Source organism: Rhodophyticola porphyridii, assembly GCF_003688285.1.
Lineage (GTDB): Bacteria > Pseudomonadota > Alphaproteobacteria > Rhodobacterales > Rhodobacteraceae > Rhodophyticola > Rhodophyticola porphyridii.
The window spans coordinates 37,818-63,675 of the sequence record NZ_RCNT01000001.1 but is presented as its reverse complement, the minus strand read 5'-3'; the positions used below and the strand labels follow the sequence as shown (position 1 = coordinate 63,675).

Genomic DNA, 25,858 nt, shown 5'->3' with positions numbered 1-25,858 from the left:
CTCGCCTTAGGCCACCATCTGCTCGGCCTTCTTCAGATCGACGCTGACCAGTTGGCTGACACCCTGTTCGGCCATGGTGACCCCGAACAACCGATCCATGCGCGACATGGTCACCGCATGGTGGGTGATGATCAGGAAGCGCGTGTCGGTGCGTCGGCACATCTCGTCCAGCAGATCGCAGAATCGCGCGACATTGGCATCGTCCAGCGGCGCGTCGACCTCGTCCAGTACGCAAATCGGCGCCGGGTTAGCCAGAAACACTGCGAAGATCAGCGCAAGCGCTGTCAGCGTCTGTTCACCACCGGACAGCAGGGACAGGGTGGAAAGCTTCTTGCCCGGCGGCTGGCACAGGATCTCCAGTCCGGCCTCCAGCGGATCGTCGCTTTCCACCAGCACGAGCTTGGCCTCGCCGCCCCCGAACAGATGCGTGAACAACACGCCGAAGTTGCGATTGACCTCTTCGAAGGCGGTCAGTAGCCGTTCGCGCCCCTCCCGGTTCAGCGCCGCGATACCGGCCCGCAATTTCTTGATCGCCTCTTCCAGGTCGAGCTTTTCGGCCTCCAGCGTGTCATGCTCCTCCCGCACAGCTTCCGCATCCTCCTCGGCGCGCAAGTTCACGGCACCCAGCGCATCCCGCTGACGCCGCAGCCGAACGACATCGCTTTCCACCCGCTCGGCCCCGGGCAGCTTTTCGGGATCGGCATCGAGGCTTTCCAGAAGCCTGTCCGGGGTCAGTTCCATCTCGTCCATGATCCGGTCGGCGGATTGGGCCACGGCCTCGGCGGCGGCATCGCGGCGGGCCTCGGCACGAGCGCGGGCCTCCCGCGCGTCGGAAGCCGCGCGTTCCGCCTCCCGCTCGGCGGCAACGGCGGATTTGAGCGCGGTTTCCGCAGTCGAAAGCGCGTCCGCCGCCACAGCGCGGCGCGTCTCCGCCTCGGCGATTGTGCCGGCCAGCGCGTCCCGGCGTGCCGCGATCTCCGCAGGCAGGGCGCTGGCGGAGTCCAGCTCGGCCTCCGACGCGGTCTTGCGGCTGTTCAGCTCCGCGATCCGGGTCTCGGCCGTGGCCAGCCGCTTGCGCCAGGTTTCCAGTTCGCCCGCGATCTGGGCGATCCGCTTGGCGCGCGCCTCGCCGTCGCGTTTCAATTCGTCGAACCCGGTCCGCCGGGCAAGCATCGTCAGGCGCGCGGCCTCGACTGTCGTCTTGGTATCCGCAACCTGGGCGCGGACAGTCTCCAGATCGTCCAGCCCGGCCTGTGCGGCCATGGCCTCGCTCAGGTCGCGTCGGGCATTGGCGGCCTCCTCCTCGTGGCGCCGCGCGGCCTGCCGCAGGGTTTCAAGGCGCCCGGCCAGAATGTTGCGTTCGGCCTCGGCCCGGCTGAAGGCTCGGCTCGCCTCGGCGACCTGCGCATCGGCGGCGCGCCGGGCCTCCCGAGCAGCCTTGTCGGCGCCGGTCAGGTCGGCCAGACGGACCGCGTTGCTTTCATGGGTCGCGCGGGCCCGGTCGGCAGCCTTGGTCGCGCGTTCCAACTCAGCGGACAGGTCGTTCAGCCGGTTGACCTGGCTTAACCGCCGCGCAGCAGTGGAAGACCCCTCGGACGCAGGCAGCGCGAACCCGTCCCATCGCCACAAATCCCCCTCGCGGCTGACCAGACGCTGCCCCGGCAAAAGCGCCGCCTGCAGACGCGGCCCGTCTTCGGGGCTGACCACGCCAACCTGACCCAGCCGCCGGGCCAGAACCTCGGGCGCATCGGCATAACCGGTCAGCGCGGACACACCCGCAGGCAATGGCTGCGCCCTGTCATAGGCCGGCAGAGGGGTCCACCCGCTGGCCCCCGCCTTTACAGCAACGGGCGCTTTCAGATCGTCAGCCAGAGCGGCGCCAACCGCGGCCTCGAAGCCGGGGGCCACCTGCACCTGATCGAGGATCTGGTCGCCACTGCCGCGTTCGCGATCGAGCAGTTTCGTCAACGCGCGAACCTCTGCATCCAGTGTGCCCAGCTGCCCCTCGGCCTCGGCGCGGGCGGCGCGGGCCTCGCCCTCGCTTGTCTGCGCCTGCGCGCGGGCGGCCTCGGTCTGGGCAAGCGTGTCTTCGGCGCGGACGGCCAGATCGGTCGCGGCGGTCAGTGCGGCTTCGGCATTCTCATGATCGCGGGTCAGGCTTTTCAGGCGATCCTCGGCTTCGACGGCCGCGGCACCAGCTTTTTCCGCCTCGGCGGTATTGCGCGCCTCCGCGCGGCTCGCATCCTCCACCAGGCGTTGCGCCGACTGATGGCGTGCTGCAAGCCGGGCGGCATCTTCGGTCAGCTGGCTCAAAGCGGTTTCCCGGTCCGCTAGAATGCGCGCCGCATCCGCGGCCTCCGCCGATGCGGCGGCAAGCGCGTCTTCGTGGCCCGCGCTGGCCGCGGTCAACGTTGTACGTTCCTGCTCCAGCCGGGCGATGGTGTCGCCCGCATCCGCATTCAGGTTCTGCTCGCGCCCGATATCATGGCTCAGTTGCTCGATCCGCGCGGTGAGGGTTTCGATGGTTTTTGCCGCACGGGCGTCCTCATCGTCCAGCGCTGCCCGCTCCACCGTGAACCGTTGCAGCAGGGCCGCGGCAATCGCCTCCTCCTCCCGCTTGGGGGGCAGATCCGTCTCGGCGGCCTCGCGCATCTTTGCCGCCCGAAGCGCATTGCCCTCCGCAGCAGCGGCATCCCGGACCGCCGCCTGCAACGCGGTCTCCGCAGCCATCCGGGCCTGATCCGCCTCCCGCCAGCGCAGGTAAAGAAGCACACCTTCGGCATGGCGCAGCTCGGCCCCGATCTCGCGATAGCGCGCGGCCTGTTTCGCCTGCCGCGCCAGCGCCGCAAGCTGGCTTGCCAACTGCTCAAGCACATCGTCGATGCGGGCCAGATTCGTTTCCGCTCCCCGCAGCTTCAGCTCCGCCTCATGGCGCCTTTGGTACAAACCCGAAATGCCCGCGGCCTCTTCCAGAACCCGCCGGCGGGATTTCGGCTTGGCGTTGATCAGTTCCGAGATCTGCCCCTGCCGCACCAGAGCCGGCGAATGCGCCCCGGTGGAAGCATCCGCAAACAGCATCTGCACGTCGCGCGCGCGCACATCCTTGCCGTTAGTCTTGTAGGCGCTGCCGGCGTCGCGGGTAATCCGGCGGACGATTTCCAACTGGTCTTCGCTGTTGAAGTTAGCGGGCGCAAGGCGTTCCGAATTGTCGATGATGATCGAGACTTCGGCGAAATTGCGGGCGGGCCGGGTGGCGGCACCGGCGAAGATCACGTCCTCCATGCCGCCGCCGCGCATCGCGGTGGGGCGGTTTTCGCCCATCACCCATCTGAGCGCCTCAAGCAGGTTCGACTTGCCACAGCCATTCGGGCCGACCACGCCGGTCAACCCGTCACCGATCAGCAGGTCGGTCGGGTCCACGAAGCTCTTGAAGCCGTTCAGTCTGATCTTGGAAAAGCGCAAGCCGTCATTGCCCATGTGATTCCGTTGGTCGTGGATTGTCTGGCTGCGGAGGGGCGTAAGTCAACGGTGAAGCCCTGCATCTGGGCGTATTCCGGCTGTTATCCACAAAATATGGGCTGTTAAACGGCATATTGCGGTGTGCGGGCAAGCGCGGCAAGATCATCCGATGATCACCGTCACGCGTGCCGACCCCTTTTCCGAAGACGCCCTGCGCCTGATTGCCGGCAGCGAGGAGGAGCAATCGGCGCTCTACCCGCCCGAAGACCGGTTTGCGATGTCGCCGGAGCAACTGGTTGAAAACGACGTCCGCTTCTTCGTGGCGCGGATCGACGGCACGGCGCTCGGGTGCTGCGGGTATACGGTTTTCAACAGTTATGCAGAACTCAAACGCATGTTCGCCGCACCCGAAGCCAGGGGGACAGGCCTCGCCTCGGCGTTGCTGGAGGCCTTGGAGGATGCCGCGCGGGCCGAGGGCATCCGCCTGATGCGGCTGGAAACCGGGCGGCTGAGCCCCGCGGCCATCGGGCTTTATACACGCCACGGATACATCCGGCGCGGGCCGTTCGGGGACTATCCCGACGGAGCCAGTTCCATCTTCATGGAAAAACCACTCTGATCATCGTGCGTCTGCGACTTTCTGTCGATTGATCGCAGGTCAATTCCATGCCATATAGTTTGCAATGTCAAATATATGGAGTGTCAATCATGACTGTGGCATCCGCACGCTATTCACCGCTCTACTTCCTTGCCTCGCTTGGCGCGGGCGGGCTGACGGTGACGTTTTTCATGTGGCTGATGTTCTGGGTTCCCCATCCCGGCCAGCCCGTTCCGATCTTTGAAGACAATCTGGCGCTCATGAGTACAGGCACCCTGCTGGAGCAGGCCCTGGTTCTGGGCGCGATGGCGGGCATTGCGCTGTTCGCGATCCTGAACATCAAGCTGCTGATCTGGAATCTGCGCCGGTTTTCAGCCTTTCGGAGATCCGACGCCTATGCCGCGTTCAGCGAATCGAACGCGGGCAGCCAGATCCTTGCAATGCCGCTTGCGCTCGCGATGAGCATCAATGTGGGCTTCATTCTCGGGCTCACCTTCGTGCCGGGCCTCTGGTCCGTGGTCGAGTATCTGTTCCCCGCCGCCCTCGCCGCCTTTCTGACAATCGGGCTATATGCGCTGCGCATGTTGGGCGGGTTCATTGGAAAACGCCTTTCAAATGGGGGCTTTAGCTGTGAGGCCAACAACTCTTTCGCGCAAATGCTGCCCGGGTTCGCGCTGTCGATGGTCGCCGTCGGACTGGCCGCGCCGGCGGCGATGTCGGGCAATCCGGTAACTGCCGGGATCAGCATCATCGCGGCAAGTTTCTTCATGGTTGCCGCCCTGATCGTGGCACTTGTGGCCGGCATTCTCGGCCTCCGCTCGATGATGGAGAACGGGGTGAACGCCGAGGCCGCGCCGACATTGATGGTGGTGATCCCGCTCATGACGGTGATCGGCATCGCCATGCTGCGGATCAACCACGGGCTGCATGTGCATTTCGAGACCCATGGCAGCGCGGGCGAAACTCTGATGCTGCTGACCAGGCTTCTGTCGGTCGAAATTCTCTTTGCATTGTTTGGGCTTATGGTTCTGTCGCGGGTCGGGTATGTGGCGCAGTTCCTGCGCGGAAGCGGCGCGTCGGCCGGGTCTTATGCGCTGGTTTGCCCAGGTGTGGCGCTGTCCGTTCTGATCCATTTCTGGCTGAACAAGGGCCTTGTCGCGGCCGGGCTGGTTGCGAAATTCGGCGTTGCCTACTGGGCGATCTCGGGCGTGGCCATTGCACTGCAACTGTCGATGATCCTGCTGGTCTGGATGCTGTCCCGGCGGCATTTCACACCCGTGCAAACGCCGGCCATCACTGCCTGAACCAGCCCTGACAGGTATAACAATTGTATATCAATCTTCGGTCGGCGCGGCCTCGAGCAGGTCGCCCGGCTGACACTCCAGCACCTCGCAGATCCGGGCCAGCGTCTCGAAGCGGATCCCCTTGACCTTTCCGCTTTTCAGCAGGCTGAGATTCTGCTCGGTGATGCCGATCCGGGCCGCCAGATCGCGGCCCTTCATCTTGCGCAGCGCCATCATCACATCAAGCCGGACGACGATCTCCATCAGATGAACCCCCGGTTCTCTTCGGCCACCAGCGCTGCCTCCCGCATGACCCATCCGATCACCACGATCAGACCGCCGGCAAGGATGAAGCCCACATTGCCATCGTTGAAGCTGACCAACAGAACCCGCTGCCCGGCCGGGTTGCCCCATGTCAGGATCAGCACGATCAGAGTGTTCGAGAGAATGCCGATGACCCCGATCGCCACCAGAGCCTTGCCGATCCGCAAGATCTGACCGGCGCAACGGGCGGTGAGCGTTTCGCCCGATTTGTAATAGGCGAACAACCCGCGCATCTGCCAGAGCACATAGAAGGTCAGCAAGAGCCCGACCGACTGAATCACGAGGATCGAGATGTAGCTGCCGGTGCCGATCACCTCGGGCAGCGTGTGCTCCGCGTAGGTTTCGCGCAGATCGTCAATGCCGGCCTCGCCGATGACAAAAGCCAGACCAATGGCCACCGGCAGGAAAATCAGGCCGATGGTCGAGGCCAGATGCAACAGCCGCGCCAGAGAGATGATGTGGTTGAGATCACGATTCGTCATTTTCTTCTTCCCTTTTGATATTTATTTACTGTAATACAATAAAAATTCATTACTAAAAGAGGAAACTTTAATGCACACCAGACTCTTACTCCTCCTCGCCGTCGGCGTCACCGCGATTCTGCCTGGCACCAGCCTTGTCGCCGCCGAACCCGTGGACCCGGTAACCGCCGATCCCGCGGGCGTGGCGGCCCGGGTGACCCTGCCGGAGGGGGTGGCCCTGCCCGATGGCGGCGCGGTCATCGTGCTGTCGGCGGTCAATACGCAAACCCGGGCCGTCTCGGCCGAGCGCTATGTGATGGTTCCCGCGGAGACGCCCGATGTCTTCGTACTGAGCCCGGGCGATCAGGCCCGCCTGGCGGATCAGCAACGGCTGATCCTGGGCTGGATGGGACAGGAGATCGAGGTGGACGGCAATTTCGGGTTCACCATCGATCCCTGTCGGGTGGGCGATGGCCCGGCGCGGCGGGCGCGGGTCTCCGTGCATCTGAGGGCGGAGCCGGACGGCCCGTTTATCCCGGTGATCGACGACATGCGTCTGCGCCGTGTCCTGGGCGAGAGCCCGACCGAGCTGCCGGTGTGCCCCCAGGCAGGCTAAGAGGCGTCCTGGCGCCTCTCTCCCGCGCGGGTTGCGGTACATCCACCGACGGAGCGTCCTCTTTGCATCACCGCAATCCGCGCATTTTTTCAATACCGTTGAGATCGGACATTGGCGATGTTATCTTTGATGTGGGCCCGGCGCCGGGGCATTGCGGCGCGTCAAATGGAGGACAGAGTCCTGGCTGGACCAACTCTTGCGGCATCTGGTATTGCCGCACCTGAGGCGCGACGAGCGCCTGATTTGCAAAACGTTTCGAGCGAAGAGCTTCTCGAACGGATCATTGCCTCCCTCACCGATGACAAGGCGGAAGATATCGTGCAGATCGATCTGCGCGGTAAGTCGTCCATGGCCGATTACATGGTGATCGCGTCCGGGCGCTCCACCCGTCAGGTCTCGGCGCTGTCGGAAAAGCTGGTGGACCGGCTGAAAACCGTCACCGGGCGCCGCTGCAAGGTGGAGGGCAAGGATGCCGGCGACTGGGTGCTGATCGACGCGGGCGATGTGATCGTCCATGTCTTCCGCCCGGAAGTGCGGGAGTTCTATCAGCTCGAAAAGATGTGGATGCCCGCGGACGCCGCTGCGAAACCGCAGTAGACGCGCGGCATGCGGATACATCTTTGCGTCGTGGGCCGGCTCCGGGCCGGCCCGGAACGCGATTTGATCGACGATTATCTGACACGGTTCGACCGGACCGGGCGGGCTCTGGGGCTTGGCCCGGCACGCGTGACCGAGATCGAAGACAAGAAAGGCGGCGGGCCGGAGGCGGAAGCCGCATTGCTGCGCCGCGCCCTGCCCGAGGGCGCCGTGCTCTGGGTGCTGGACGAGCGGGGGCGGATGATGACATCGCCCGACTTCGCCCGCGACATCGCCGATCTGCGCGACCGGGGGCGGGGCGATCTGGCCTTTGTCATCGGCGGCGCCGACGGGGTGAGCGGCGCATTCCGCGACGAGGCGGACCGGGCGATTTCCTTCGGGCAGATGGTCTGGCCGCACATGCTTGCGCGGGTGATGCTGGCCGAGCAGCTTTATCGGGCCGCATCGATCCTTGCGGGAAGCCCCTATCACCGGGTCTGATCCTTGCCTGTCCATGCGGCCTTGCGTAGAACGCGAGGCATGAGCAATCAGAAACCCGTCGTTCTGTGCATTCTGGATGGTTGGGGGATCAATCCCTCCGTCGAAGGCAATGCGCCGAAGCAAGCCGCCACCCCGAATTTCGACCGGTTGATGGCCGAATGCCCGCATGCGACCCTGACCACTCATGGTCGCGATGTGGGGCTGCCTACAGGCCAGATGGGCAATTCCGAAGTCGGGCATACCAATATCGGCGCGGGCCGGGTGGTGGCGATGGATCTGGGAATGATCGATCTGGCCATCGAAGACGGCAGTTTCTTTGAAAACAAGCAGATTCTGGGCTTTGTCGACGCGCTGAAATCCTCCGGCGGGACGGCGCATCTGATGGGCGTGGTGTCCGATGGCGGGGTGCACGGGCATCTGAGCCATATCGTGGCGGCGGCCAGGGCCGTGACCGATGGCGGGGTGCCGGTCGTGATCCATGCCATCACCGACGGGCGCGACGTGGCCCCGAAATCGGCCGCGGGTTTCATTGCGGACCTGCAGGGTGCGCTACCCGAGGGGGCGCGGATCGGCACCGTGATCGGACGGTATTTCGCGATGGACCGGGACAATCGCTGGGACCGCGTGGAAAAAGCCTATGCGGCTATGATCCACGGCGACGGGGCGCGGGCGGAGACACCGGAACAGGCGGTGGAGGCCGCCTATGAGGACGGCAAGACAGATGAGTTCATCCCCGCAACGGTGATCGGCGATTTCGGCGGGGTGGCCGGGGGCGACGGAGTTTTCTGCCTGAATTTCCGGGCGGACCGGGCGCGCGAGATCCTGAGCGCGATCGGCGCGCCCGGGTTCGACGGGTTCGATGTGAGCGGGCGCCCGGATCTGGCGGCGCTGCTGGGGATGGTCGATTACTCCGACACGCATGAGGAATTCATGACCACCGCCTATCCGAAACAGCGCGTGGTCAACACGCTGGGCGCCTGGGTCTCGAAGCACAGGCTGCGCCAGTACCGGCTGGCCGAAACCGAGAAGTATCCCCATGTGACGTTCTTCCTCAACGGCGGCAAGGAAGTGCCCGAGACGGGGGAGGACCGCTGCATGCCGAAATCCCCCGATGTGGCGACCTACGATCTGCAGCCGGAAATGTCCGCGGGCGAGGTGAGCGACAGGTTCGTCGCGGCGATCGAGGCGGGATATGACCTGATCGTGGTGAATTACGCCAATCCGGACATGGTCGGGCATACCGGCGATCTGGAGGCGGCGAAGAAGGCCTGCGAGGCGGTCGATGCCGGGTTGGGGCGGGCGCTGGCCGCGCTGAAGGCTGCGGGCGGCGCGATGATCGTCACCGCGGATCACGGCAATTGCGAAGTCATGATCGACCCGGAAACCGGCGGGCCGCATACCGCGCATACGTTGAACCCGGTTCCCGTCATCCTTGTGGGCGGGCCGGAGGGCGCGCGCATGTCCCATGGCCGGCTGGCCGATCTGGCGCCGACGCTGTTGCAGCTGATGGGGCTGGAGACACCGCCGGAAATGACCGGAAAGAGCCTGATCGCATGAGGCATCTGGCCCGTCTGGCGCTGATCTGGGCCCTGGTCTGGGCGCTGCCCTCCGGTACGGCGCTGGCCGATCTGGACCCGGCCTTGACCGCGCAGCGCGCGGCCCAGATGCTGGATGCGGCGGCGACCTCGCTGGGCGAGGCCGATGGCGCGCGCGACCGGGTCGAGGCGCTGACCGAAACCGTGCGCGCCTATGAGGAGGGGCTCTTGGCGCTGCGCGAGGGCATTCGCCGCGCCGCCCTGCGCGAACAGACCATACTCGTGGTGTTCGAGGCGGAGCGGGAGCGGCTGGCGCGCCTTCTGGGCGTTCTGCAAACCATGGAACGCGCGCCGGCACCCTTGCTGATGCTGCATCCTTCAGGGCCCGTCGGCACCGCGCGGTCGGGCATGATCCTGTCCGATGTAAGCCCCGCGATTGCCAGCGAGGCCGCGCGTCTGCAGGGCCAATTGCAGGAAATCGCGGAGCTGCGCGCCCTGCAGGAAAGCGCGCTGGCCCGGTTGAGCGACGGGCTGAACGGTGCGCAGGAGGCCCGCACCCGGCTGTCTCAGGCCATCGCCGACCGGCGCGTTCTGCCCGACCGGTTCGAGTTGAACACCGAAGCCATGCTGCAACTGATGGAAAGCGTCGATTCGCTGGACAGTTTCGCCGAAAGCCTTCGCGAACAGCCCGCTGAGACCGATCTGAGCGGGTTCGACCTGCCCGATTTCGCCGAGGCGCGGGGCTCTCTGCCGCTGCCCGCACTGGGCCGTGTGCTGCGCCGGTTCAACGAGGAGGACGCGGCAGGCATCGCCCGGCCCGGTCTGGTGCTGGCCACGCAGGCGCAGGCGATGGTCACCGCGCCATGGCCCGCAACCGTCCGTTATGCGGGGCCTTTGCTGGATTACGGCACCGTCGTGATCATCGAGCCGGATGGCGATTACCTGCTGGTTTTGGCAGGACTGGCGGATGTTTTCGTGCGCCCCGGCGAGGTTCTGCCGCCCTCAGCGCCGATCGGCCTGATGGGCGGCGCCCCGCAGACCAGCGACAACGTGATTGTCACAAATGCGCAAGGTGGTGGCGGAGAGTTGTCAGAAACGCTTTATATAGAGCTAAGAGAAGAGAATGTGCCCGTGGACCCGACCGAGTGGTTCGTCACCGAGTAAGAGATGAGGATAAGGCTCAGATGAAAAGATTTGTCATGGCGGCCATAGGCGGAACGGCGGCGGGCGTTCTGCTGACCACGCAGATCGCCGGCCCGCTGATAGCTCAGGAGAATGACCGCAACGCCTCGGTTTACGAACAACTCGACCTGTTCGGCGATATCTTCGAACGGATCCGCGCCAATTACGTGGAAGAGGTGGATGAGGCCGATCTGATCGAGGCGGCGATCAACGGCATGCTGACCTCTCTCGATCCGCATTCCAGCTATCTGCCGCCACGCGATTACGACACGATGCAGGTGCAGACACGCGGCGAATTCGGCGGGCTGGGCATCGAAGTGACCCAGGAAGAGGGGTTCATCCGCGTCATCACGCCGATGGACGATACCCCGGCGATGGCCGCCGGTGTCGAAGCGGGCGATTTCATCACCCATGTGGATGGCGAGGCGCTTCTGGGTCTGACGCTGGAAGAATCGGTCGATCTGATGCGCGGGCCCGTCGGCTCGGAGATTGTGATCACAGTGGTCCGCGAGGAGGTGGATGAGCCCTTCGACATCACCATTGTGCGCGACCGGATCCGCCTGACCGCCGTGCGCGCGCGGCTCGAAGGCAACACCGCCATCCTCAGGGTATCCACCTTCAACGACCAGACCTATCCGAATCTGCGCGAAGGCCTGGACGAACTGATCGCCGAGGTCGGCGGGCTGGAAAACCTCGACGGGGTGGTTCTGGATCTGCGCAACAACCCCGGCGGGCTGCTGAGCCAGGCGATCCGCGTTTCCGACGCGTTTCTGGAGCGTGGCGAGATCGTATCGACCCGCGGCCGGGACGAGGCCGATGGCGAGCGCTACAACGCCACACCCGGCGATCTGATCGACGGCCGTCCGGTGGTGGTTCTGATCAATGGCGGCTCGGCCTCCGCCTCGGAGATCGTCGCCGGCGCCTTGCAGGATCATCGCCGCGCGGTGGTGGTGGGCACCAACAGCTTCGGCAAGGGGTCGGTCCAGACGGTGATGCCGTTGCAGGGCGAGGGTGCCATGCGCCTGACCACGTCGCTTTACTACACGCCCTCTGGCCGGTCGATCCAGGCGCTTGGCGTCGCCCCGGACATTCTGGTGGAGCAGCGCGAAAGCGTCGAGTCGGACGAGGAAGACCGCCCGCAGCGGACCGAAGCCTCGCTTCGCGGGTCGCTTCAGAACTCGACCCTGACGGAGGATGAGCGCCGCCAGCTGGAAGAGGAGCAAGCGGTCGCCGAAGCCACGGCAGAGCTGAGAAACGAGGACTACCAGCTGGCCTATGCCATCGACATCCTGACCGGACTGAACGCGCTTGCGCCAGGTTCGCAGTAGGAGGCGATGACCCCCGCCGAGATCGAGAGCCTGCCTTACCGGCCCTGCGTCGGCGTTGTCCTGATCAACGCCGATGGTCTGGTCTTCGCGGGCCAGAGAGCGGACATGGACACGCCCGCGTGGCAGATGCCGCAGGGCGGCGTGGACGCGGATGAAACGCCGGAGGCCGCGGCCTTCCGGGAGCTTCTGGAAGAAACCGGCGTGGGCGCCGAACATGTGACCCTTGCGGGCCAGACCGCCGACTGGCTGACCTACGATCTGCCGCCGGAGATCGTGCCAGAGCGGTGGGGCGGCAAATATCGCGGACAGAAACAGATGTGGTTTCTCATGCGGCTGGAGGCGGACGACGGGGTGATCGACCTGCGGCACGAGGATGTGGAATTCTCCGACTGGAGCTGGATGCCCACGGCGACGCTGCTTGATCTGATCGTGCCGTTCAAGCGCGAGATGTATGAACAGGTCTTCAAGGAGTTCGGATTGTGCTGAAACGATTATGGGTGACCGCCTGTCTGGGCCTTGCCGCCACGCCCGCGCTTGCGCTGAGCTGTCTGGCGCCGAGCGTGACCGGCAGTTTCAACGCCGCCAACGAGCGGGAGGAGACCTTCGTGATGGCGGTGGGCGAGCTGACCCGGACGGGGCCCGACACCGCGCGCCCGGACGCGGTGCAGACAGGGGAGGAAAACCTGCCCGCGCCCTACAGTTTTCCGGCCCGGTTTTCCGGTCTCTCGGCCATGGCGGACGGGTTTCTGAACCCGCTTGAGGTGGATGTAACGGTGGAGGTGTCCTGCGTCTCGGCGTGGTGCGGAACGCCGCCGCTTGACAGCTATACGCTGTTTTTCCTGCGCGAGGACGAAGAGGCCGGCGTGATTTTCGAGGCCGATCCCTGCGCGGCCTATTCCTACATGACCCCCACCGAACAGGATCTAGCGGAGGTCATGGGCTGCGCCCTGGGCGATGCCTGCGGCGGCGCCAACTGAGCGGCAAACGGTTTTTTTGGGACCAAAAGGCCCTCAGAGCCCGTATTTGCCGCGATGCTGGCCCACGGCCTTCATCACCCGCACGAGTTCATGGCTGATCCCGGGTTCCGACAGGGCGTGGCCCGCGGATTTGATCATCTGCAACCGCCCGTTATGCCAGCCCTGCGCCAGCAGGTTGGCCGACATCGGCGGGCAGATCATGTCATAGCGCCCTTGCACGATGGTGCCGGGAATATGAGCGATCCGATAGAGGTCACGCAGGATCTGGCCGTCCTCCTCCAGAAAGCCGCGATTCATGAAATAGTGGTTTTCGAGCCGGGCGAAGGCGCGGGCGTAATCGGCCGGGCTTTCGCCCCCCGCCCCGTCGCTGTCCATCGAAGCGAGCGCGTTTTCCCATGACGCCCAGGCCCGCGCGAACCGTGTCTCCAGCATCAGATCGCCGGAAAAAAGCCGCCGGTTATAGGCCGCGATCAGATCGTCGCGTTCCGCTTCGGGCACGAGGGAGGTGAATTTCGCCCATTGATCGGGCCAGAATTGCCCGGCACCCCCGCCATAGAACCACTTGAGTTCCCGCTCGGTCGACAGGAACACCCCCCTGAGCGCCAGATAGGCCACGGAGTGAGGGTGGGTTTCGGCATAGATCAGCGCGAGCGTCGCGCCCCAGGAACCGCCGAAGACGGCCCAGCGGTCGATGCCGAGCGTGTTCTGGATCCGCTCGATATCGTCGACCAGATCCCAGGTCGTGTTGGCCTTGATTGCCGCATGGGGCCGCGACCGGCCACAGCCGCGCTGGTCGAACAGGATGATCCGCCAGTCCTCGGGGTCGAAATAGCGCCGCATGGCCGGGCTGCACCCACCGCCGGGCCCACCGTGCAACACGATCACCGGCGCGCCATCGGGGTTGCCGCATTGCTCGACATAGACGTGATGCCCGTCGCCCACATCCAGCATGCGCTGATCGTATGGGTCGATCGGCGGAAACAGATGCGCGGCTGCGCGCTTTTGGCCAGAGAACTTGTCCATACCGGTCCTATATAGACCCATATGACGGGTCTGACATGACCAAAAGAGTGACAAGATTGGAAAGGGATGTCCATGAACACCGCGACACAAACGGTCGATGCCGGCGAGATTGCCAAATTCGAGGCGATGGCCGCGGAATGGTGGGACCCCCATGGCAAGTTCAAACCGCTGCACATGCTGAACCCCACGCGGCTGGACTACATCACCGCCCAGATCGCCGCCGAGTTCGGGCGGGACCTGAAAGACGCATCCCCGTTCGCGGGATTGCGACTGCTGGATATAGGCTGCGGCGGCGGGCTCCTGTCGGAACCCATGGCGCGGCTGGGCGCCGATGTGGTGGGCGCGGACGCGGCCGAACGGAACATTCCCGTGGCCCGCGTTCATGCGGAGCAATCGGGGCTGGAGATCGATTACCGCTTCACCACAGCCGAAGCGCTGGCCGAGGCGGGCGAACAGTTCGACGTGGTCCTGAACATGGAGGTGGTCGAACATGTGGCCGACCCGCAGGGTTACCTGACCGCATGCCAGCAGCTTCTGAAACCCGGCGGTCTGATGATTTGCTCGACGATCAACCGGAACCCGAAAAGCTTCGCGATGGCGATTGTCGGTGCGGAATACGTGATGCGCTGGCTGCCCAAGGGCACCCATGAATGGCAGAAATTCATCACGCCCGATGAGCTTTTCGCCCTGATTGCCAATGCGGGCCTGACGCCCGTGGACCGCAAGGGCTTCGTCTTCAACCCGATCGCCTGGACCTGGAGCCTCTCCGACCGCGACCTGAGCGTGAATTACGTGACGGCCAGTACGAAACCGGCCTAGGGGCGGGGTTGCCGACCACAGTCCTTGCCAGCTTGGCTCAATGCCTTTCCATTGAGTGTACCCACAGCTCGGCCTCTGGTTCATGCGGTGCCCGCGTTCCGTCAGTAGCGGCACCGAGCCTCTTCGCCACAGCCTGTGAACGCGTATTCTCACGATCTATGTAGCTGTATAGCCTATCCAACCCCAGATCCTGATAGGCCCATTTCTTGACGGCCAACGCAGCTTCCGTTGCAAAGCCTTTTCTCTCCGCGTCTTCGAAAAGATGCCAGGCCAGCTCTATGCCCGGCCAGTTGGAATGCCTGATCAAGCCCACTCGGCCGACGGGATGCCCTGTCTGCTGTGCCACAACCGTAAAGAAGCCAAATCCGTGCCAATGCCAATGGCCAATACCAGTCAGGAACCCGAACCAGGCCTGTTCCGCCGTGACCGTCTCTCCCTGAGCCTCCATCGACGGGGCACTGGTCATGAAACGGGTAAAACTCGGTAGATCGCTCCGTTCGGGGCCACGCAAAACCAAGCGCTCAGTCGTCAGCACGGGTGCGTTCGAGAGATTTTTCATTCGATCCCTTTCCGGTCGCAGACCTGGATTCCAGACTGTTCAGCATGGCGAACGGTCGCGCATGACTGAAAGTGGCCGTCCGGACCTGTCCTGGCATTCTTAAGTGGGGCTCAAAGCCACCATTCCCGAAGGCGAGCTTGCAGACCCGGAGTGGCCTATCAGCCATCCTCCTCCAGCCGAACCCGCATCTCGCGGATCACCGGCAGGGCCGCGCGGACGCGGTCCGCGCCGATCTCGGCCACTGTCGCCGTCAGGATCGGGGCAATCGCCTCCAGCGCCGCATCGCGGGCCTTGCGGCCCGAGGGGCTGATCGACACGAACTTGCGCCGCGCGTCATCCCAGTCGGGACGAATATGCACATGACCCGCCCATTCCAGCTTGCCCAATGTGTTGGTCATCGCGCCCCGGGTGACGTGAAAGATGCGGGCCAGTTGCGCCGGCGTCTTTTCATCGCCCGTGCGCGCCAGCTGGTTCAGAACGGAAAAATGGCTGAGTTCCATCCCCTTCGGCAACGCCCTGGACAACCGGTTCCGCGCCAGTTGATCGGCCATGAACATCTCGCTGAACAGCGCGACGGCAAGGGGGTCATCGGTGGAGGTCATGGCGCGCATAACACAAGACTCTGGCTCCTTGAGCAAGGGGCCAGCACGTCGCGTCAGGCCGCAAGCATCCCGTCAAGCTTGCCCTCGCGGTCCAGCGCGGCCATTTCGTCATAGCCGCCCACATGGGTCTCGCCGATGAAAATCTGCGGCACCGTATGGCGGCCATTGGCGCGCGCCAGCATCTCCTGGCGTTTCTCGGCATCGCCGGAGACATTGTACTCCGCGAAGCTGATGCCCTTTTCGGTGAGCAGGCGTTTGGCCGCGTGGCAGTATCCGCAAAGCGGCGAGGTGTAGATTTCAACTGTCGGCATGATCTGGCTTCCCTCTATCCGATGTTGCGTTCCGATTTAGGTGTCCCGGGCCACGCGCGCCAGAGCAATCACGGAGACGTTTGCGGCCCCGCCCAGAAAACACGCCTCGGTCGCGGCGGCGAAGGTCGCGCCGGTGGTCATCACATCGTCGACCAGCAGAACATCGCGGCCCTCCAGCACAGCCCCGTGGCCAGGGGCGGGGAGGATTGCCCTCTCCAGGGTTCGGAACCGGCTTTCCCGGCCCAGCCCGTCAAGGCTTTGCGTGGCCCGCGCCCGCACAAGCGCCCGGGGCGCGACCGGCACACCGGCGGCGCGGCCGAGCGCATGGGCCAGAAGCGCGGACTGGTTGAAGCGCCGCCTGAGCAGACGCCAGCGGTGCAGCGGCACCGGCACCAGAAGCGTGCGCGGGCCCAGAAGCGGCCCCGCGGCCCGCAGCATCCACGGCGCGGCGGCCCGCGCCACCTCGGCCCGGTCGCCGTGTTTCAGACCGAGGATCAGACGGCGCGCATTTCCGGAATAGGCGAAGACCGCGCGGCCGTGCGACCACGGCCGGGCGACCGTCAGGCACTCGTCGCAGCGAATCGGGCGGTCATCGCCACGCCCTGGCAGAGGTACGCCGCAGATGTCGCAGGAAGCGCCATGGATGAAGGGCGTTTCAAGCCAGCAGGGGCCGCAAATCGCGTAATCGGTCTCCACCTGCGCGCCGCAACAGAGGCATTCGGGCGGAAAGACCGCATGCACCGCCGTTTGCAATCTCATGTCATGCCCCTAAGTTGCAGCGGGTCAGCGAACGGAACCCTTGATGAAGAACCAGCGACCAGCCGCTCTGGTGGACAGACCTGCCCTTGCCCGGCACCGTGCCCGCGCACGGCTGGATCAGGCCGGCTTCCTGCATGACGAAGCCCGGTTCGAGCTTCAGGAAAGACTCATCGACGTTAACAGATCGTTTACGAGGCCCGCGATCGTGACGCCTTTCCCTGCGGAATGGGACGGTTTCCTGCCCGGCGCCGTGGTCGTGCCGGATGCGGAGGTGATCGATCTGGCGCCGGGCGCCCATGATCTGGTGATCCATGCGATGGGCCTGCACTGGGCCGACGATCCGGTGGGCCAGATCGTGCAATGCCGCCGGGCGCTGGCCCCTGACGGGCTGTTTCTGGGGGTGTGTTTCGCGGGGGAAACGCTGGGCGAGCTGCGCGCCGCCCTTGGCCAGGCCGAGATCGACACGCTGGGCGGCCTGTCCCCCCGCATCGCCCCGATGGGGGAGTTGCGCGATCTGGGCGGGCTGTTGCAGCGCGCGGGCTTTGCCCTGCCGGTTGCCGACAGCACGCGCCGCGAGGTGCATTATGCGACGCTGCCCGATCTGATGGCCGATCTGCGTGCCATGGGCGAAACCAACGCGCTGGCCAGCCGCCACCGGGCCCCCACGCCCCGGCGCGTGTTCCGGCGCGCGGCGGAGATTTACGCGGCGAGTTTCCCGGCCGAGGGGGGGCGCATCCGCGCGACCTTCGAGCTGGCTTTCCTGACCGGCTGGACCCCCCACGAGAGCCAGCAGAAACCCCTGCGTCCCGGCAGCGCCACCACGCGGCTGGCTGACGCATTGCACACAACCGAGTTTGACGACACAGCAACACCGGTTCTAGACCGGGAACCTGACTGAGGTGCGAGCCGAAAAGATGAACATGATGCAGCCAAAGCCCGCGTTGAGCCACGCGCCCGCCGACCACCCGCAGGTGAAATTCGGCAAGATCGGAATTCTGCTGGCCAATCTGGGCACGCCCGATGATTACAGTTATTGGCCGATGCGCCGGTATCTGAACGAGTTCCTGTCCGACAAGCGGGTGATCGACTATTCCGCCTGGATCTGGCAGCCGCTCCTGCAGCTGATCATCCTGTCGAAACGGCCGTTTTCCTCGGGCAGGGCCTATGCCTCGATCTGGAATCACGAGGCGGGTGAAAGCCCGCTGATGACGATCACCAAGGACCAGACCGCCAAGATGAAGGCGGTGATGGCCGAACGCCATGGTGACAGTGTCGTGGTGGATTTCTGCATGCGCTACGGCAATCCCTCGACGAAATCCAAGGTGGATGAACTGGTTGCGCAGGGTTGCACCAAGATCCTGTTCTTCCCGCTTTATCCGCAATATGCCGGTGCCACCTCGGCCACCGCCTGCGATCAGTTCTTCCGATCTGTCATGTCGATCAAATGGCAGCCTATCGTGCGCACGGTCGAGCCCTACTTCGAGCATCCGCTTTACATCGAAGCGCTGGCGCAGTCGATCGAGCGGGCCTATGGCGCGCTGGAGAACCGGCCGGATATTCTGGTGTGCTCCTATCACGGCGTGCCCAAACGCTATCTGATGGAGGGCGATCCCTATCACTGCCAGTGCCAGAAGACGACGCGCCTGCTGAAGGAACGTCTGGGCTGGGAGGATACGGATATCGTAACCACATTCCAGAGCCGGTTCGGCCCCGAGGAATGGCTCAAACCCTACACGGTGGAGGAGGTCGCACGGCTTGCGGAGACCGGCAAGAAGAAGATCGCCGTCTGCGCGCCCGCGTTTTCAGCCGACTGCATCGAAACGCTGGAAGAGATCAACGAAGAGATCAAAGAGAGCTTCGAGGAGGCCGGCGGCGAGGAGTTTACCTATATCCCGTGCCTCAACGATGACGACGCCCATATCGCGGCGCTGGCCGCCGTAGTGGATGACAATCTGAAAGGCTGGGTGGGTTAGGCGCTTACCGCGCGTCCGGTGAAGATCCGGTCGCCGACGCGCACCATGATCTTGCCATCGGTCAGCGCGCGCACAAAAATACCCTGAACGGACACGCAAGTCCCCAATGTGATTGTCTTGAGCACAGTCATAACCCCCGATTGGCTGTGATTACGGAATACTATTCCAGCTTCACGAAAAAGCAGCCCCAAAATTCGACGCATTGGCCGGAAAGCGGCGGAGATATCAGGTATTCTGGCCTCATTCCGGTCCCGCGGGGCTAAAGCCAGTCGCGCAGGATGGGGATCAGGGGGATGTCGGCCGGCGGCATCGGGTAATCTCGCAAGGCCTTTGGTGCGACCCATTTCAGCACCTGATTTTCGCGCGGGGCGGGTATGCCCTGCCATTTCCGGCAGACGAAAAGCGGCATCAGCAGGTGAAACTCCGCGTAGCTATGGCTGGCGAAGGTGAGCGGGGCGAGACACGACGCCCAGGTGTCGATCCCCAGTTCCTCGTGCAACTCGCGGATCAACGCGGCCTCGGGCGTTTCGCCCGGTTCTACCTTGCCGCCCGGAAACTCCCACAGGCCGGCCATGGATTTGCCCTGGGGGCGTTGGGCCAGAAGCACCCGGCCATCCGGGTCGATCAACGCGACCGCCGAGACGAGAACCGTTTTCATCGCCGGTCCCGACGATCGCCCCGACAATCGGCGGTCACGACCGGTAATCCGCGTTGATGGTGATGTAGCCATGGGTCAGATCGCAGGTCCAGATCGTCGCGGACCCGTCGCCAAGGCCCAGATCGACCGAGATCAGCAACGTGTCGGAGGTCATGTAGGCCGCGCCCGCCTCCTCCCGGTAGCCGGGTGCGACCCAGCCGTCTTCGGCCACGAGGATATCCCCGAACCGGATGCTGAGACGGTCGCGATCCGCCTTTGCGCCGGATTTGCCGACGGCCATGACGATGCGGCCCCAGTTCGGATCCTCCCCGGCGATAGCGGTTTTCACCAGCGGTGAATTGGCAATGGCGCGGGCAACCCTGTCGGCATCGGCATCGCTGGCCGCGCCGGTCACCCGCACCTCGACCAGCTTCGTCGCGCCTTCGCCGTCGCGGACGATCTGCAATGCGAGGTCTTTCATCACCGCTTCGAGGGCCGCGGCGAACTCCCGCGCTTCGACGCTGTCGGCATCGGTGATCCGCCCGTGGCCAGCCTTGCCGGTGGCCACCACCATCACCGTGTCGGAGGTGGAGGTATCGCTGTCGACGGTGATTGCGTTGAAGGTGCGTACCGTCTGCGCCCGCAGCATGTCCTGCAGCACCGAGCGGTCAATCGCGGCATCGGTGAAGACATAGGCCAGCATCGTCGCCATATCCGGCGCGATCATGCCGGAGCCTTTGGCGAAGCCCGCGATGGAAACCGGCGTGCCGCCGATCCGCACCGTCGCCGCGGCACCCTTGGCGAAGGTATCCGTCGTCATGATGGCGCGCGCGGCGGCGGCCCCCCCTGCGGGCGACAGGCCGGCCTTGAGCGCAGCGATGGCGCCGGTGATCTTTTCCGCAGGCAGTGGCTCTCCGATCACGCCGGTCGAGGCGGTGAAGACATGCGCCTCCGGCAGGTCCATGGCGCGGGCGACCTGCGCACAAACGGCGCGCACCGTCTCCGCGCCCGCGGCACCCGTGAAGGCGTTGGAATTGCCGGAATTGACCAGGATCGCGAACCCCGCCTCCTGCGACCCGAGCGCGGCCAGCTTGGCCTCGCAATCCAGCACAGGCGCGGAGCGGGTGGCAGAGCGGGTGAACACCCCGGCGAGTGACGCACCGGGCGCGATTTCGGCCAGCATCACGTCATCGCGGTTCCTGTACTTGATGCCGGCTGCCACCGCGGCAAAGCGCACCCCGTCGATCACCGGCAGGTCCGGAAACCCGCCCGGCGGTGCCAGCGGCGAAACCGCCGGCTTGGCTTTCGTGGCACTGTCGCTCATTCCTGTGCGCTCAGTTTTCCAGAAGATCGATGTCGCGGATCAGGCTGATATCGAAGCCTTCCAGATCCGGGCGCTCCACATCGGCTTCGGCGGTCAGCTCTTCCATGCGGGCGTCGACGCGGGCGCGGCGGAGCCCCTGAACCAGTTCCTCGCGCACATCCTCCAGCGCGGGCGCGTCCTGCAACCGGCTTTCATTGAGACGGATCACATGCCAGCCGAACTGGGTCTCGACGGGCGCCGAGATCTCGTCCGCCTCAAGGGCGAAGACCGCCTCCTCGAAGCTCGGGACCATCATGCCGGCGGTGAACCAGCCAAGCTGCCCGCCATTCGGACCCGAGGGACCGGTGGAGTGCTGCTGCGCCAGTTCCGCGAAATCGGCACCGCCTTCCAGGTCCGCGATCAGGGCCAGCGCCTCTTCTTCGGTCTCGACCAGAATGTGGGAGGCGTTGTACTCCCGCGCCGGTTCGGTCGCGCCGTAGACGTTTTCGTATTCGGCCTCGATCTCCTCCTCGGGGATATCGGCCATGGCGATCTCGTCCATCAGCGCGGCGGCGAGGAACGCGCGCTGTTCGTTTTCGAGACCGAGCTCCATCCGGGAGGTCATCATGCCCCGCGCCTGCCCGGCCATGACCTCCTGCTGAATCAGCTGCTCCAGCATCCCCTCGAACAGCACCTGATCGGGCAACTGGCGATACTGGTCGGGCAGAAGCGATTGCATCGCGATCAGATGCCCGAGCGTGATGTCGGTGCCGTTCACGGTGGCCAGAACGGTAGTTGCGTCCTGAGCCTGAAGGGGAGCGGCAAGAAGCGCGGACAGAGCCACACCGGCAAGAAGTCGTTTCATTTTCGAAAGTCCTTTGTTTTCGTCGGGCCCTTGATCCATTGGCCGCGTTGACACATATCCGGCGGCCCCTTATGTCCCTGACGGGTTTCGCACCGGGGCCGTGCCGATCTTGCCGCCGTTGATAGACCGCAGAGTCTGGCCAAACAAGCCGCGTGCCGCACACGAATTGATGATCCGGGGGAATGCCGCCAATGGCGCCGCCCGCAACAAAAAGGCGTTTGAGAACATGCTGGGGCTTGGAACCATCGCGAAGAAGGTCTTCGGAACGCCGAATGACCGCAAGGTGAAATCGGTCAGACCGTTGGTGGACCGGATCAATGCGCTGGAACCGGAGTTCGAAAAGCTGAGCGACACGGAAATCGTCGCCAAGACGGCGGAGTTCCGCAACCGGGTTCAGAACGGCGAGGCGCTGGACGACCTGCTGCCCGAAGCCTTCGCCAATTGCCGGGAAGCCGCGCGCCGCGCCCTTGGTTTAAGGGCGTTCGACACGCAATTGATGGGCGGTGTCTTCCTGCATCAGGGCAATATCGCGGAGATGAAAACGGGTGAAGGCAAGACGCTTGTCGCCACCTTCCCGGCCTATCTGAACGCGCTTACCGGCAAGGGTGTGCATATCGTCACCGTCAATGACTACCTCGCCAAGCGGGACGCGGACTGGATGGGCAAGGTCTATACCGCGCTTGGCCTGTCCACCGGTGTCGTCTATCCGCGCCAGCCCGACACGGAGAAGCGCAGCGCCTATGCCGCCGACATCACCTATGCGACGAATAACGAGCTCGGGTTCGATTACCTGCGCGACAATATGCGCGCCAGCCTCGCCGACATGGCGCAGCGCGGGCACAATTTCGCGATCGTGGACGAGGTGGATTCGATTCTTATCGACGAGGCGCGGACGCCGCTGATCATCTCGGGCCCGTCGGAGGACCGTTCGGAACTGTATGTCACGATCAACGCGCTGATCCCCGGAATTGCGGAGGATCATTACACCTTCGACGAAAAGACCCGCGGCGTGACCTTCACAGACGAAGGCAACGATTTTCTGGAGGAGCGGCTGCTGGCCGAAGGAATCCTGCCCGAGGGGCAGAGCCTCTACGACCCCGAAAGCACGACCATCGTCCACCATGTGACCAACGCCCTGCGCGCGCACAAGGCCTTCCAGAAGGACAAGGATTACATCGTCCGCAATGGGGAGGTGGTGCTGGTTGACGAGTTCACCGGGCGGATGATGCCGGGCCGCCGCCTTTCGGACGGGCTGCATCAGGCCATCGAAGCCAAGGAAGGCGTGGCGATCCAGCCCGAGAACATCACCATGGCCTCGGTCACGTTCCAGAACTACTTCCGCCTTTACGACAAGCTGTCTGGCATGACCGGCACCGCCGCCACCGAGGCGGAGGAGTTTTCCTCCATCTACGGGTTGGGCGTGGTCGAAGTGCCCACCAACCGCCCCATCGCCCGCGAAGACGAGGATGATCAGGTCTATCGCACGGGCGCAGAGAAGTACGCCGCCATCGTCGCGCAGATCCGGGAGGCCCATGAAAAGGGGCAGCCGGTTCTGGTGGGCACGACATCGATCGAGAAATCCGAAATGCTGTCGGACCTGCTGAAAGAGGCCGGGCTGCCGCATAACGTGCTGAATGCGCGCCAGCACGAGCAGGAGGCGCAGATCGTGGCCGACGCGGGCAAGCTGGGCGCGATCACCATCGCCACCAACATGGCCGGGCGCGGCACCGACATCAAACTGGGCGGCAATGTGGAATTCAAGGTGATGGAGGCGCTGGCGGCCGATCCCGATGCGCATCCCGACGAGATCCGCGAGCGGATCGAGGCCGAACACGCCGCCGACGAAGAAGCGGTGAAAGCCGCGGGCGGGCTCTATGTGCTGGCCACGGAACGGCATGAAAGCCGCCGGATCGACAACCAGCTTCGCGGGCGCTCGGGCCGGCAGGGCGATCCGGGGCGCTCCTCCTTCTTCCTGTCGCTGGAAGACGATCTGATGCGGATTTTCGGCTCCGACCGGCTGGACAAGATGCTCTCTACCCTCGGGATGAAGGAGGGGGAGGCGATCGTGCACCCCTGGGTCAACAAAAGCCTCGAAAAGGCGCAGGCCAAGGTGGAGGGGCGCAACTTCGACATCCGCAAGCAGTTGCTGAAATTCGACGATGTCATGAATGATCAGCGAAAGGCGATTTTCGAGCAGCGCATGGAGATCATGGGCGCCGAGGATATCGCGGAGGTCACGCGCGACATGCGCCATCAGGTGATCGACGATCTGGTTCATATCCATATGCCGCCGAAAACCTACGCCGATCAGTGGGATACCGAAGGCCTGCAGAAAGAGGTGCGTGAGAAGCTGGGCATCGATGTTCCGGTGGCGGACTGGGCCGATGAGGAAGGCGTCGATGACGAGACGATCCGGGAGCGCCTTGAGGTGGCGGCCGATGAGTACATGGCCGGAAAGGCCGTGCAGTTCGGCCCCGAACAGATGCGCAATATCGAGAAACAGGTGTTGTTGCAGACGATCGACGGCAAATGGCGCGAGCATCTTCTGACGCTTGAACATCTGCGCTCCGTCGTGGGCTTCCGCGGCTACGCCCAGCGCGACCCGCTGAATGAATACAAGACCGAGAGCTTCCAGCTTTTCGAAAGCATGCTGGACAGTCTGCGCATGGATGTGACCGAGCGGCTGTCGAAGATCCAGCCTCTGACGCCGGAGCAGCAGGAACAGCTCATCAAACAGCTTCAGGCCCAGCAACAGGCGCAACAGAAGGCCGCAACCGCTGCAACCGCAGCCGCCGCCGCGCCCGACGGGGGCGAGACCGCCGCGCTGGTCGACGGGTTCGTGGAGGATGACCCCTCCACCTGGGGCAATCCGGGCCGGAACGATGCCTGCCCCTGCGGATCGGGCAAGAAGTTCAAGCATTGTCACGGACGGCTGGCCTGACACAGACGGGGCCGCGCCACTTTTTCGCCACGATTCCATAAGGATTGGGTCGAAACCGGAAACAACCCGCGGCAATCGCGCCACACTGGCCGGATTTTCCACGAAATCCGGCCAATCGCTCCGCAATATCGCCCCAATCCACGCCCAGTCTTCGCCGCAACACCCGCGAAGGAGGGCGGTATGCCAAAACGCCAAATCATCCGACTGGCCGCTGTGGGGCTGATGACCGTATCCGGCGGCCTGTTCGCCGTTCAGGCCGGGCTGATCCCCGGCATGCAGGCCGACGCTCCGTCGGCAGATCAGACCGCTGCGGCGCGTCCGGTCGCGCCGGAGGCGACGGCAACACCCGCCGCCCTGCCCGCCCCCGCCGTCCTGACGGCTCCGGAGGCACCCGGCGCGCTGGCCCTGCCTGCGGCCCCCGAGCTCGCGCTGACCCCGCCCGATCTGTCGCAGCCCGGTCGCGACCTGTCCGAGCGGATGGCCCAAACGCCCGACGCCACCATGGCCGCCCCGGCCACCCCCGAAACCAGCCAGTTCGGCCTGCCCTGCGGGCTGAGCGTCAGTGCCGAGGCCGCGCCCGCGGCGATGGTCGCGCTGGATATCATGGCCCCCTGCCGCCCCGGCGCGCGCGTGGTGATCGAGCATTCGGGCCTGACCCTGACCGAGGCCACCGATCAGATGGGTCTTCTGACGGTCGATATCCCGGCCTTCGAAACGCCCGCCTTCTTCACGATCCGCCTGGCGGACGAGGAAGAGAGTGCGCTGGTCACCATCCCGGATCTGCATGCATATGACCGCGTTGCCATCACCTGGGAAGACACCCGGGACCTGGAGTTGCACGCACTGGAATTCGGCGCCGATTACGGAGAGCCGGGCCATATCTGGGCGGACAACGCGGGCACTGTCGCCCGGGCGCAGACCGGCGTCGGCGGGTTTGTCACGCTTCTGGGGGACGATGCGGTGGACGCGCCGGTGATGGCACAGGTCTATACCTTCCCGCGGGATACGCTGACCCGCGAAGGATCGGTGCGGATCTCGATCGAGGCGCCGATCAACAGCCGCAATTGCGGCCAGGACACTCTGGCCAGAACGGTGCAAACTGATCCCGCCGGGCCCGTCGCGGTGACCGAGCTGACCTTCACGCTTCCCGCCTGCGACGCGGTTGGCGACTATCTGGTGTTGCAAAATCTGTTGCAGGACCTGAGAGTCGCGTCGAACTGATCCAA

The 25,858-nt window shown here is 64.6% G+C and carries 26 protein-coding genes; 15 read left to right on the top strand and 11 right to left on the bottom strand.

Annotated elements, in window-relative coordinates; genetic code table 11:
* Positions 1 to 6 precede the first annotated feature (6 nt).
* Complete coding sequence (smc, locus tag D9R08_RS00305) at positions 7 to 3,477, bottom strand: chromosome segregation protein SMC (protein ID WP_233557145.1); 3,471 nt, start codon at positions 3,475 to 3,477, stop codon at positions 7 to 9.
* A gap of 151 nt (positions 3,478 to 3,628) precedes the next feature.
* Between smc and D9R08_RS00300 the strand changes: the two genes are divergently transcribed.
* Positions 3,629 to 4,078 carry a GNAT family N-acetyltransferase gene (locus tag D9R08_RS00300; protein WP_121896023.1) on the top strand — a complete coding sequence of 150 codons (450 nt, stop codon included), beginning with the start codon at positions 3,629 to 3,631 and terminating at the stop codon, positions 4,076 to 4,078.
* An 89-nt stretch (positions 4,079 to 4,167) separates the two neighbouring features.
* A complete protein-coding gene (locus D9R08_RS00295) occupies positions 4,168 to 5,361 on the top strand; it encodes a TsoY family (seleno)protein (protein ID WP_121896022.1) in 1,194 nt (397 codons plus the stop codon).
* A gap of 30 nt (positions 5,362 to 5,391) precedes the next feature.
* On the opposite strand, the gene D9R08_RS00290 is transcribed toward D9R08_RS00295, so the two are convergent.
* Entirely contained in the window at positions 5,392 to 5,604 is a 213-nt protein-coding gene (locus D9R08_RS00290) for a helix-turn-helix domain-containing protein (RefSeq protein ID WP_121896021.1), read from the bottom strand.
* Complete coding sequence (locus tag D9R08_RS00285; RefSeq protein ID WP_121896020.1) at positions 5,604 to 6,146, bottom strand: DUF2975 domain-containing protein; 543 nt, start codon at positions 6,144 to 6,146, stop codon at positions 5,604 to 5,606. The genes D9R08_RS00290 and D9R08_RS00285 overlap by 1 nt, the downstream gene beginning before the upstream one ends.
* 70 nt (positions 6,147 to 6,216) lie before the next feature.
* Between D9R08_RS00285 and D9R08_RS00280 the strand changes: the two genes are divergently transcribed.
* From D9R08_RS00280 to D9R08_RS00245, 8 genes are all read left to right on the top strand, one after another.
* A complete protein-coding gene (locus tag D9R08_RS00280) occupies positions 6,217 to 6,741 on the top strand; it encodes a hypothetical protein (RefSeq protein WP_121896019.1) in 525 nt (174 codons plus the stop codon).
* Positions 6,742 to 6,906: 165 nt separating this feature from the next.
* The gene (gene rsfS / locus D9R08_RS00275; RefSeq protein WP_121896760.1) at positions 6,907 to 7,338 is read left to right on the top strand and encodes a ribosome silencing factor; all 432 of its coding nucleotides are present in this window, start codon (positions 6,907 to 6,909) and stop codon (positions 7,336 to 7,338) included.
* Between the two features lie 9 nt (positions 7,339 to 7,347).
* Positions 7,348 to 7,818, top strand: coding sequence for a 23S rRNA (pseudouridine(1915)-N(3))-methyltransferase RlmH (gene rlmH / locus D9R08_RS00270; RefSeq protein ID WP_121896018.1), 471 nt, complete (start codon positions 7,348 to 7,350; stop codon positions 7,816 to 7,818).
* Positions 7,819 to 7,857: 39 nt separating this feature from the next.
* Positions 7,858 to 9,375 (top strand): 2,3-bisphosphoglycerate-independent phosphoglycerate mutase, encoded by a 1,518-nt coding sequence (gene gpmI, locus D9R08_RS00265; RefSeq protein WP_121896017.1) that lies wholly within the window; start codon positions 7,858 to 7,860, stop codon positions 9,373 to 9,375.
* Positions 9,372 to 10,517: a murein hydrolase activator EnvC family protein gene (locus D9R08_RS00260; protein WP_121896016.1), complete on the top strand. Its 1,146-nt coding sequence runs from the start codon at positions 9,372 to 9,374 to the stop codon at positions 10,515 to 10,517. Before gpmI ends, D9R08_RS00260 begins: the two co-directional genes overlap by 4 nt.
* A gap of 20 nt (positions 10,518 to 10,537) precedes the next feature.
* On the top strand, positions 10,538 to 11,863 hold the full coding sequence (locus D9R08_RS00255) for a S41 family peptidase (RefSeq protein ID WP_121896015.1): 1,326 nt from the start codon (positions 10,538 to 10,540) through the stop codon (positions 11,861 to 11,863).
* A gap of 6 nt (positions 11,864 to 11,869) precedes the next feature.
* Complete coding sequence (locus tag D9R08_RS00250; protein WP_121896014.1) at positions 11,870 to 12,349, top strand: RNA pyrophosphohydrolase; 480 nt, start codon at positions 11,870 to 11,872, stop codon at positions 12,347 to 12,349.
* Complete coding sequence (locus tag D9R08_RS00245) at positions 12,343 to 12,840, top strand: hypothetical protein (RefSeq protein WP_147450596.1); 498 nt, start codon at positions 12,343 to 12,345, stop codon at positions 12,838 to 12,840. The genes D9R08_RS00250 and D9R08_RS00245 overlap by 7 nt, the downstream gene beginning before the upstream one ends.
* A gap of 33 nt (positions 12,841 to 12,873) precedes the next feature.
* Here D9R08_RS00245 and pip read toward each other — a convergent pair whose 3' ends face one another.
* Positions 12,874 to 13,863, bottom strand: coding sequence for a prolyl aminopeptidase (pip, locus tag D9R08_RS00240; RefSeq protein ID WP_121896012.1), 990 nt, complete (start codon positions 13,861 to 13,863; stop codon positions 12,874 to 12,876).
* A 72-nt stretch (positions 13,864 to 13,935) separates the two neighbouring features.
* Between pip and ubiG the strand changes: the two genes are divergently transcribed.
* Positions 13,936 to 14,682, top strand: a complete 747-nt coding sequence (gene ubiG, locus D9R08_RS00235) for a bifunctional 2-polyprenyl-6-hydroxyphenol methylase/3-demethylubiquinol 3-O-methyltransferase UbiG (protein ID WP_121896011.1) — start codon at positions 13,936 to 13,938, stop codon at positions 14,680 to 14,682.
* A gap of 37 nt (positions 14,683 to 14,719) precedes the next feature.
* Here the strand turns inward: ubiG and D9R08_RS00230 are convergent, their stop codons facing one another.
* The 4 genes from D9R08_RS00230 to D9R08_RS00215 all read right to left on the bottom strand — a co-directional run bounded on the left by D9R08_RS00230 (position 14,720) and on the right by D9R08_RS00215 (position 16,913).
* On the bottom strand, positions 14,720 to 15,241 hold the full coding sequence (locus D9R08_RS00230) for a GNAT family N-acetyltransferase (RefSeq protein WP_121896010.1): 522 nt from the start codon (positions 15,239 to 15,241) through the stop codon (positions 14,720 to 14,722).
* A gap of 158 nt (positions 15,242 to 15,399) precedes the next feature.
* Positions 15,400 to 15,843 carry a MarR family winged helix-turn-helix transcriptional regulator gene (locus D9R08_RS00225; RefSeq protein ID WP_121896759.1) on the bottom strand — a complete coding sequence of 148 codons (444 nt, stop codon included), beginning with the start codon at positions 15,841 to 15,843 and terminating at the stop codon, positions 15,400 to 15,402.
* A gap of 53 nt (positions 15,844 to 15,896) precedes the next feature.
* A complete protein-coding gene (gene grxC, locus D9R08_RS00220; protein ID WP_121896009.1) occupies positions 15,897 to 16,154 on the bottom strand; it encodes a glutaredoxin 3 in 258 nt (85 codons plus the stop codon).
* Positions 16,155 to 16,190: 36 nt separating this feature from the next.
* Entirely contained in the window at positions 16,191 to 16,913 is a 723-nt protein-coding gene (locus D9R08_RS00215) for a double zinc ribbon domain-containing protein (RefSeq protein ID WP_121896008.1), read from the bottom strand.
* Positions 16,914 to 16,956: 43 nt separating this feature from the next.
* Between D9R08_RS00215 and D9R08_RS00210 the strand changes: the two genes are divergently transcribed.
* Both D9R08_RS00210 and hemH read left to right on the top strand, forming a co-directional pair.
* Positions 16,957 to 17,811: a methyltransferase domain-containing protein gene (locus D9R08_RS00210; protein ID WP_121896007.1), complete on the top strand. Its 855-nt coding sequence runs from the start codon at positions 16,957 to 16,959 to the stop codon at positions 17,809 to 17,811.
* A gap of 16 nt (positions 17,812 to 17,827) precedes the next feature.
* Positions 17,828 to 18,886 (top strand): ferrochelatase, encoded by a 1,059-nt coding sequence (hemH, locus tag D9R08_RS00205; protein ID WP_407690581.1) that lies wholly within the window; start codon positions 17,828 to 17,830, stop codon positions 18,884 to 18,886.
* A gap of 259 nt (positions 18,887 to 19,145) precedes the next feature.
* Here the strand turns inward: hemH and D9R08_RS00200 are convergent, their stop codons facing one another.
* From D9R08_RS00200 to D9R08_RS00190, 3 genes are read right to left on the bottom strand one after another with little or no spacing between them, the layout of a single operon-like run.
* On the bottom strand, positions 19,146 to 19,544 hold the full coding sequence (locus D9R08_RS00200; protein WP_121896006.1) for a (deoxy)nucleoside triphosphate pyrophosphohydrolase: 399 nt from the start codon (positions 19,542 to 19,544) through the stop codon (positions 19,146 to 19,148).
* A gap of 34 nt (positions 19,545 to 19,578) precedes the next feature.
* The gene (gene argJ / locus D9R08_RS00195) at positions 19,579 to 20,847 is read right to left on the bottom strand and encodes a bifunctional glutamate N-acetyltransferase/amino-acid acetyltransferase ArgJ (protein ID WP_121896005.1); all 1,269 of its coding nucleotides are present in this window, start codon (positions 20,845 to 20,847) and stop codon (positions 19,579 to 19,581) included.
* A 10-nt stretch (positions 20,848 to 20,857) separates the two neighbouring features.
* Positions 20,858 to 21,691, bottom strand: a complete 834-nt coding sequence (locus tag D9R08_RS00190) for a peptidylprolyl isomerase (protein ID WP_233557144.1) — start codon at positions 21,689 to 21,691, stop codon at positions 20,858 to 20,860.
* 226 nt (positions 21,692 to 21,917) lie between these two features.
* On the opposite strand from D9R08_RS00190, the gene secA reads away from it, so the two are divergent.
* Both secA and D9R08_RS00180 read left to right on the top strand, forming a co-directional pair.
* Complete coding sequence (gene secA / locus D9R08_RS00185; RefSeq protein WP_121896757.1) at positions 21,918 to 24,632, top strand: preprotein translocase subunit SecA; 2,715 nt, start codon at positions 21,918 to 21,920, stop codon at positions 24,630 to 24,632.
* A gap of 180 nt (positions 24,633 to 24,812) precedes the next feature.
* The gene (locus D9R08_RS00180) at positions 24,813 to 25,853 is read left to right on the top strand and encodes a hypothetical protein (protein WP_121896003.1); all 1,041 of its coding nucleotides are present in this window, start codon (positions 24,813 to 24,815) and stop codon (positions 25,851 to 25,853) included.
* Positions 25,854 to 25,858: the final 5 nt, after the last annotated feature.

What these genes read in the sequence shown, in the direction of transcription:
- smc (WP_233557145.1), bottom strand. Translation starts at nt 3,477, where the DNA reads ATGGGCAATGACGGCTTGCGCTTTTCCAAGATCAGACTGAACGGCTTC.
- D9R08_RS00300 (WP_121896023.1), top strand. Translation starts at nt 3,629, where the DNA reads ATGATCACCGTCACGCGTGCCGACCCCTTTTCCGAAGACGCCCTGCGC.
- D9R08_RS00295 (WP_121896022.1), top strand. Translation starts at nt 4,168, where the DNA reads ATGACTGTGGCATCCGCACGCTATTCACCGCTCTACTTCCTTGCCTCG.
- D9R08_RS00290 (WP_121896021.1), bottom strand. Translation starts at nt 5,604, where the DNA reads ATGGAGATCGTCGTCCGGCTTGATGTGATGATGGCGCTGCGCAAGATG.
- D9R08_RS00285 (WP_121896020.1), bottom strand. Translation starts at nt 6,146, where the DNA reads ATGACGAATCGTGATCTCAACCACATCATCTCTCTGGCGCGGCTGTTG.
- D9R08_RS00280 (WP_121896019.1), top strand. Translation starts at nt 6,217, where the DNA reads ATGCACACCAGACTCTTACTCCTCCTCGCCGTCGGCGTCACCGCGATT.
- rsfS (WP_121896760.1), top strand. Translation starts at nt 6,907, where the DNA reads ATGGAGGACAGAGTCCTGGCTGGACCAACTCTTGCGGCATCTGGTATT.
- rlmH (WP_121896018.1), top strand. Translation starts at nt 7,348, where the DNA reads ATGCGGATACATCTTTGCGTCGTGGGCCGGCTCCGGGCCGGCCCGGAA.
- gpmI (WP_121896017.1), top strand. Translation starts at nt 7,858, where the DNA reads ATGAGCAATCAGAAACCCGTCGTTCTGTGCATTCTGGATGGTTGGGGG.
- D9R08_RS00260 (WP_121896016.1), top strand. Translation starts at nt 9,372, where the DNA reads ATGAGGCATCTGGCCCGTCTGGCGCTGATCTGGGCCCTGGTCTGGGCG.
- D9R08_RS00255 (WP_121896015.1), top strand. Translation starts at nt 10,538, where the DNA reads ATGAAAAGATTTGTCATGGCGGCCATAGGCGGAACGGCGGCGGGCGTT.
- D9R08_RS00250 (WP_121896014.1), top strand. Translation starts at nt 11,870, where the DNA reads ATGACCCCCGCCGAGATCGAGAGCCTGCCTTACCGGCCCTGCGTCGGC.
- pip (WP_121896012.1), bottom strand. Translation starts at nt 13,863, where the DNA reads ATGGACAAGTTCTCTGGCCAAAAGCGCGCAGCCGCGCATCTGTTTCCG.
- ubiG (WP_121896011.1), top strand. Translation starts at nt 13,936, where the DNA reads ATGAACACCGCGACACAAACGGTCGATGCCGGCGAGATTGCCAAATTC.
- D9R08_RS00230 (WP_121896010.1), bottom strand. Translation starts at nt 15,241, where the DNA reads ATGAAAAATCTCTCGAACGCACCCGTGCTGACGACTGAGCGCTTGGTT.
- D9R08_RS00225 (WP_121896759.1), bottom strand. Translation starts at nt 15,843, where the DNA reads ATGACCTCCACCGATGACCCCCTTGCCGTCGCGCTGTTCAGCGAGATG.
- grxC (WP_121896009.1), bottom strand. Translation starts at nt 16,154, where the DNA reads ATGCCGACAGTTGAAATCTACACCTCGCCGCTTTGCGGATACTGCCAC.
- D9R08_RS00215 (WP_121896008.1), bottom strand. Translation starts at nt 16,913, where the DNA reads ATGAGATTGCAAACGGCGGTGCATGCGGTCTTTCCGCCCGAATGCCTC.
- D9R08_RS00210 (WP_121896007.1), top strand. Translation starts at nt 16,957, where the DNA reads ATGAAGAACCAGCGACCAGCCGCTCTGGTGGACAGACCTGCCCTTGCC.
- hemH (WP_407690581.1), top strand. Translation starts at nt 17,828, where the DNA reads ATGAACATGATGCAGCCAAAGCCCGCGTTGAGCCACGCGCCCGCCGAC.
- D9R08_RS00200 (WP_121896006.1), bottom strand. Translation starts at nt 19,544, where the DNA reads ATGAAAACGGTTCTCGTCTCGGCGGTCGCGTTGATCGACCCGGATGGC.
- argJ (WP_121896005.1), bottom strand. Translation starts at nt 20,847, where the DNA reads ATGAGCGACAGTGCCACGAAAGCCAAGCCGGCGGTTTCGCCGCTGGCA.
- D9R08_RS00190 (WP_233557144.1), bottom strand. Translation starts at nt 21,691, where the DNA reads ATGAAACGACTTCTTGCCGGTGTGGCTCTGTCCGCGCTTCTTGCCGCT.
- secA (WP_121896757.1), top strand. Translation starts at nt 21,918, where the DNA reads ATGCTGGGGCTTGGAACCATCGCGAAGAAGGTCTTCGGAACGCCGAAT.
- D9R08_RS00180 (WP_121896003.1), top strand. Translation starts at nt 24,813, where the DNA reads ATGCCAAAACGCCAAATCATCCGACTGGCCGCTGTGGGGCTGATGACC.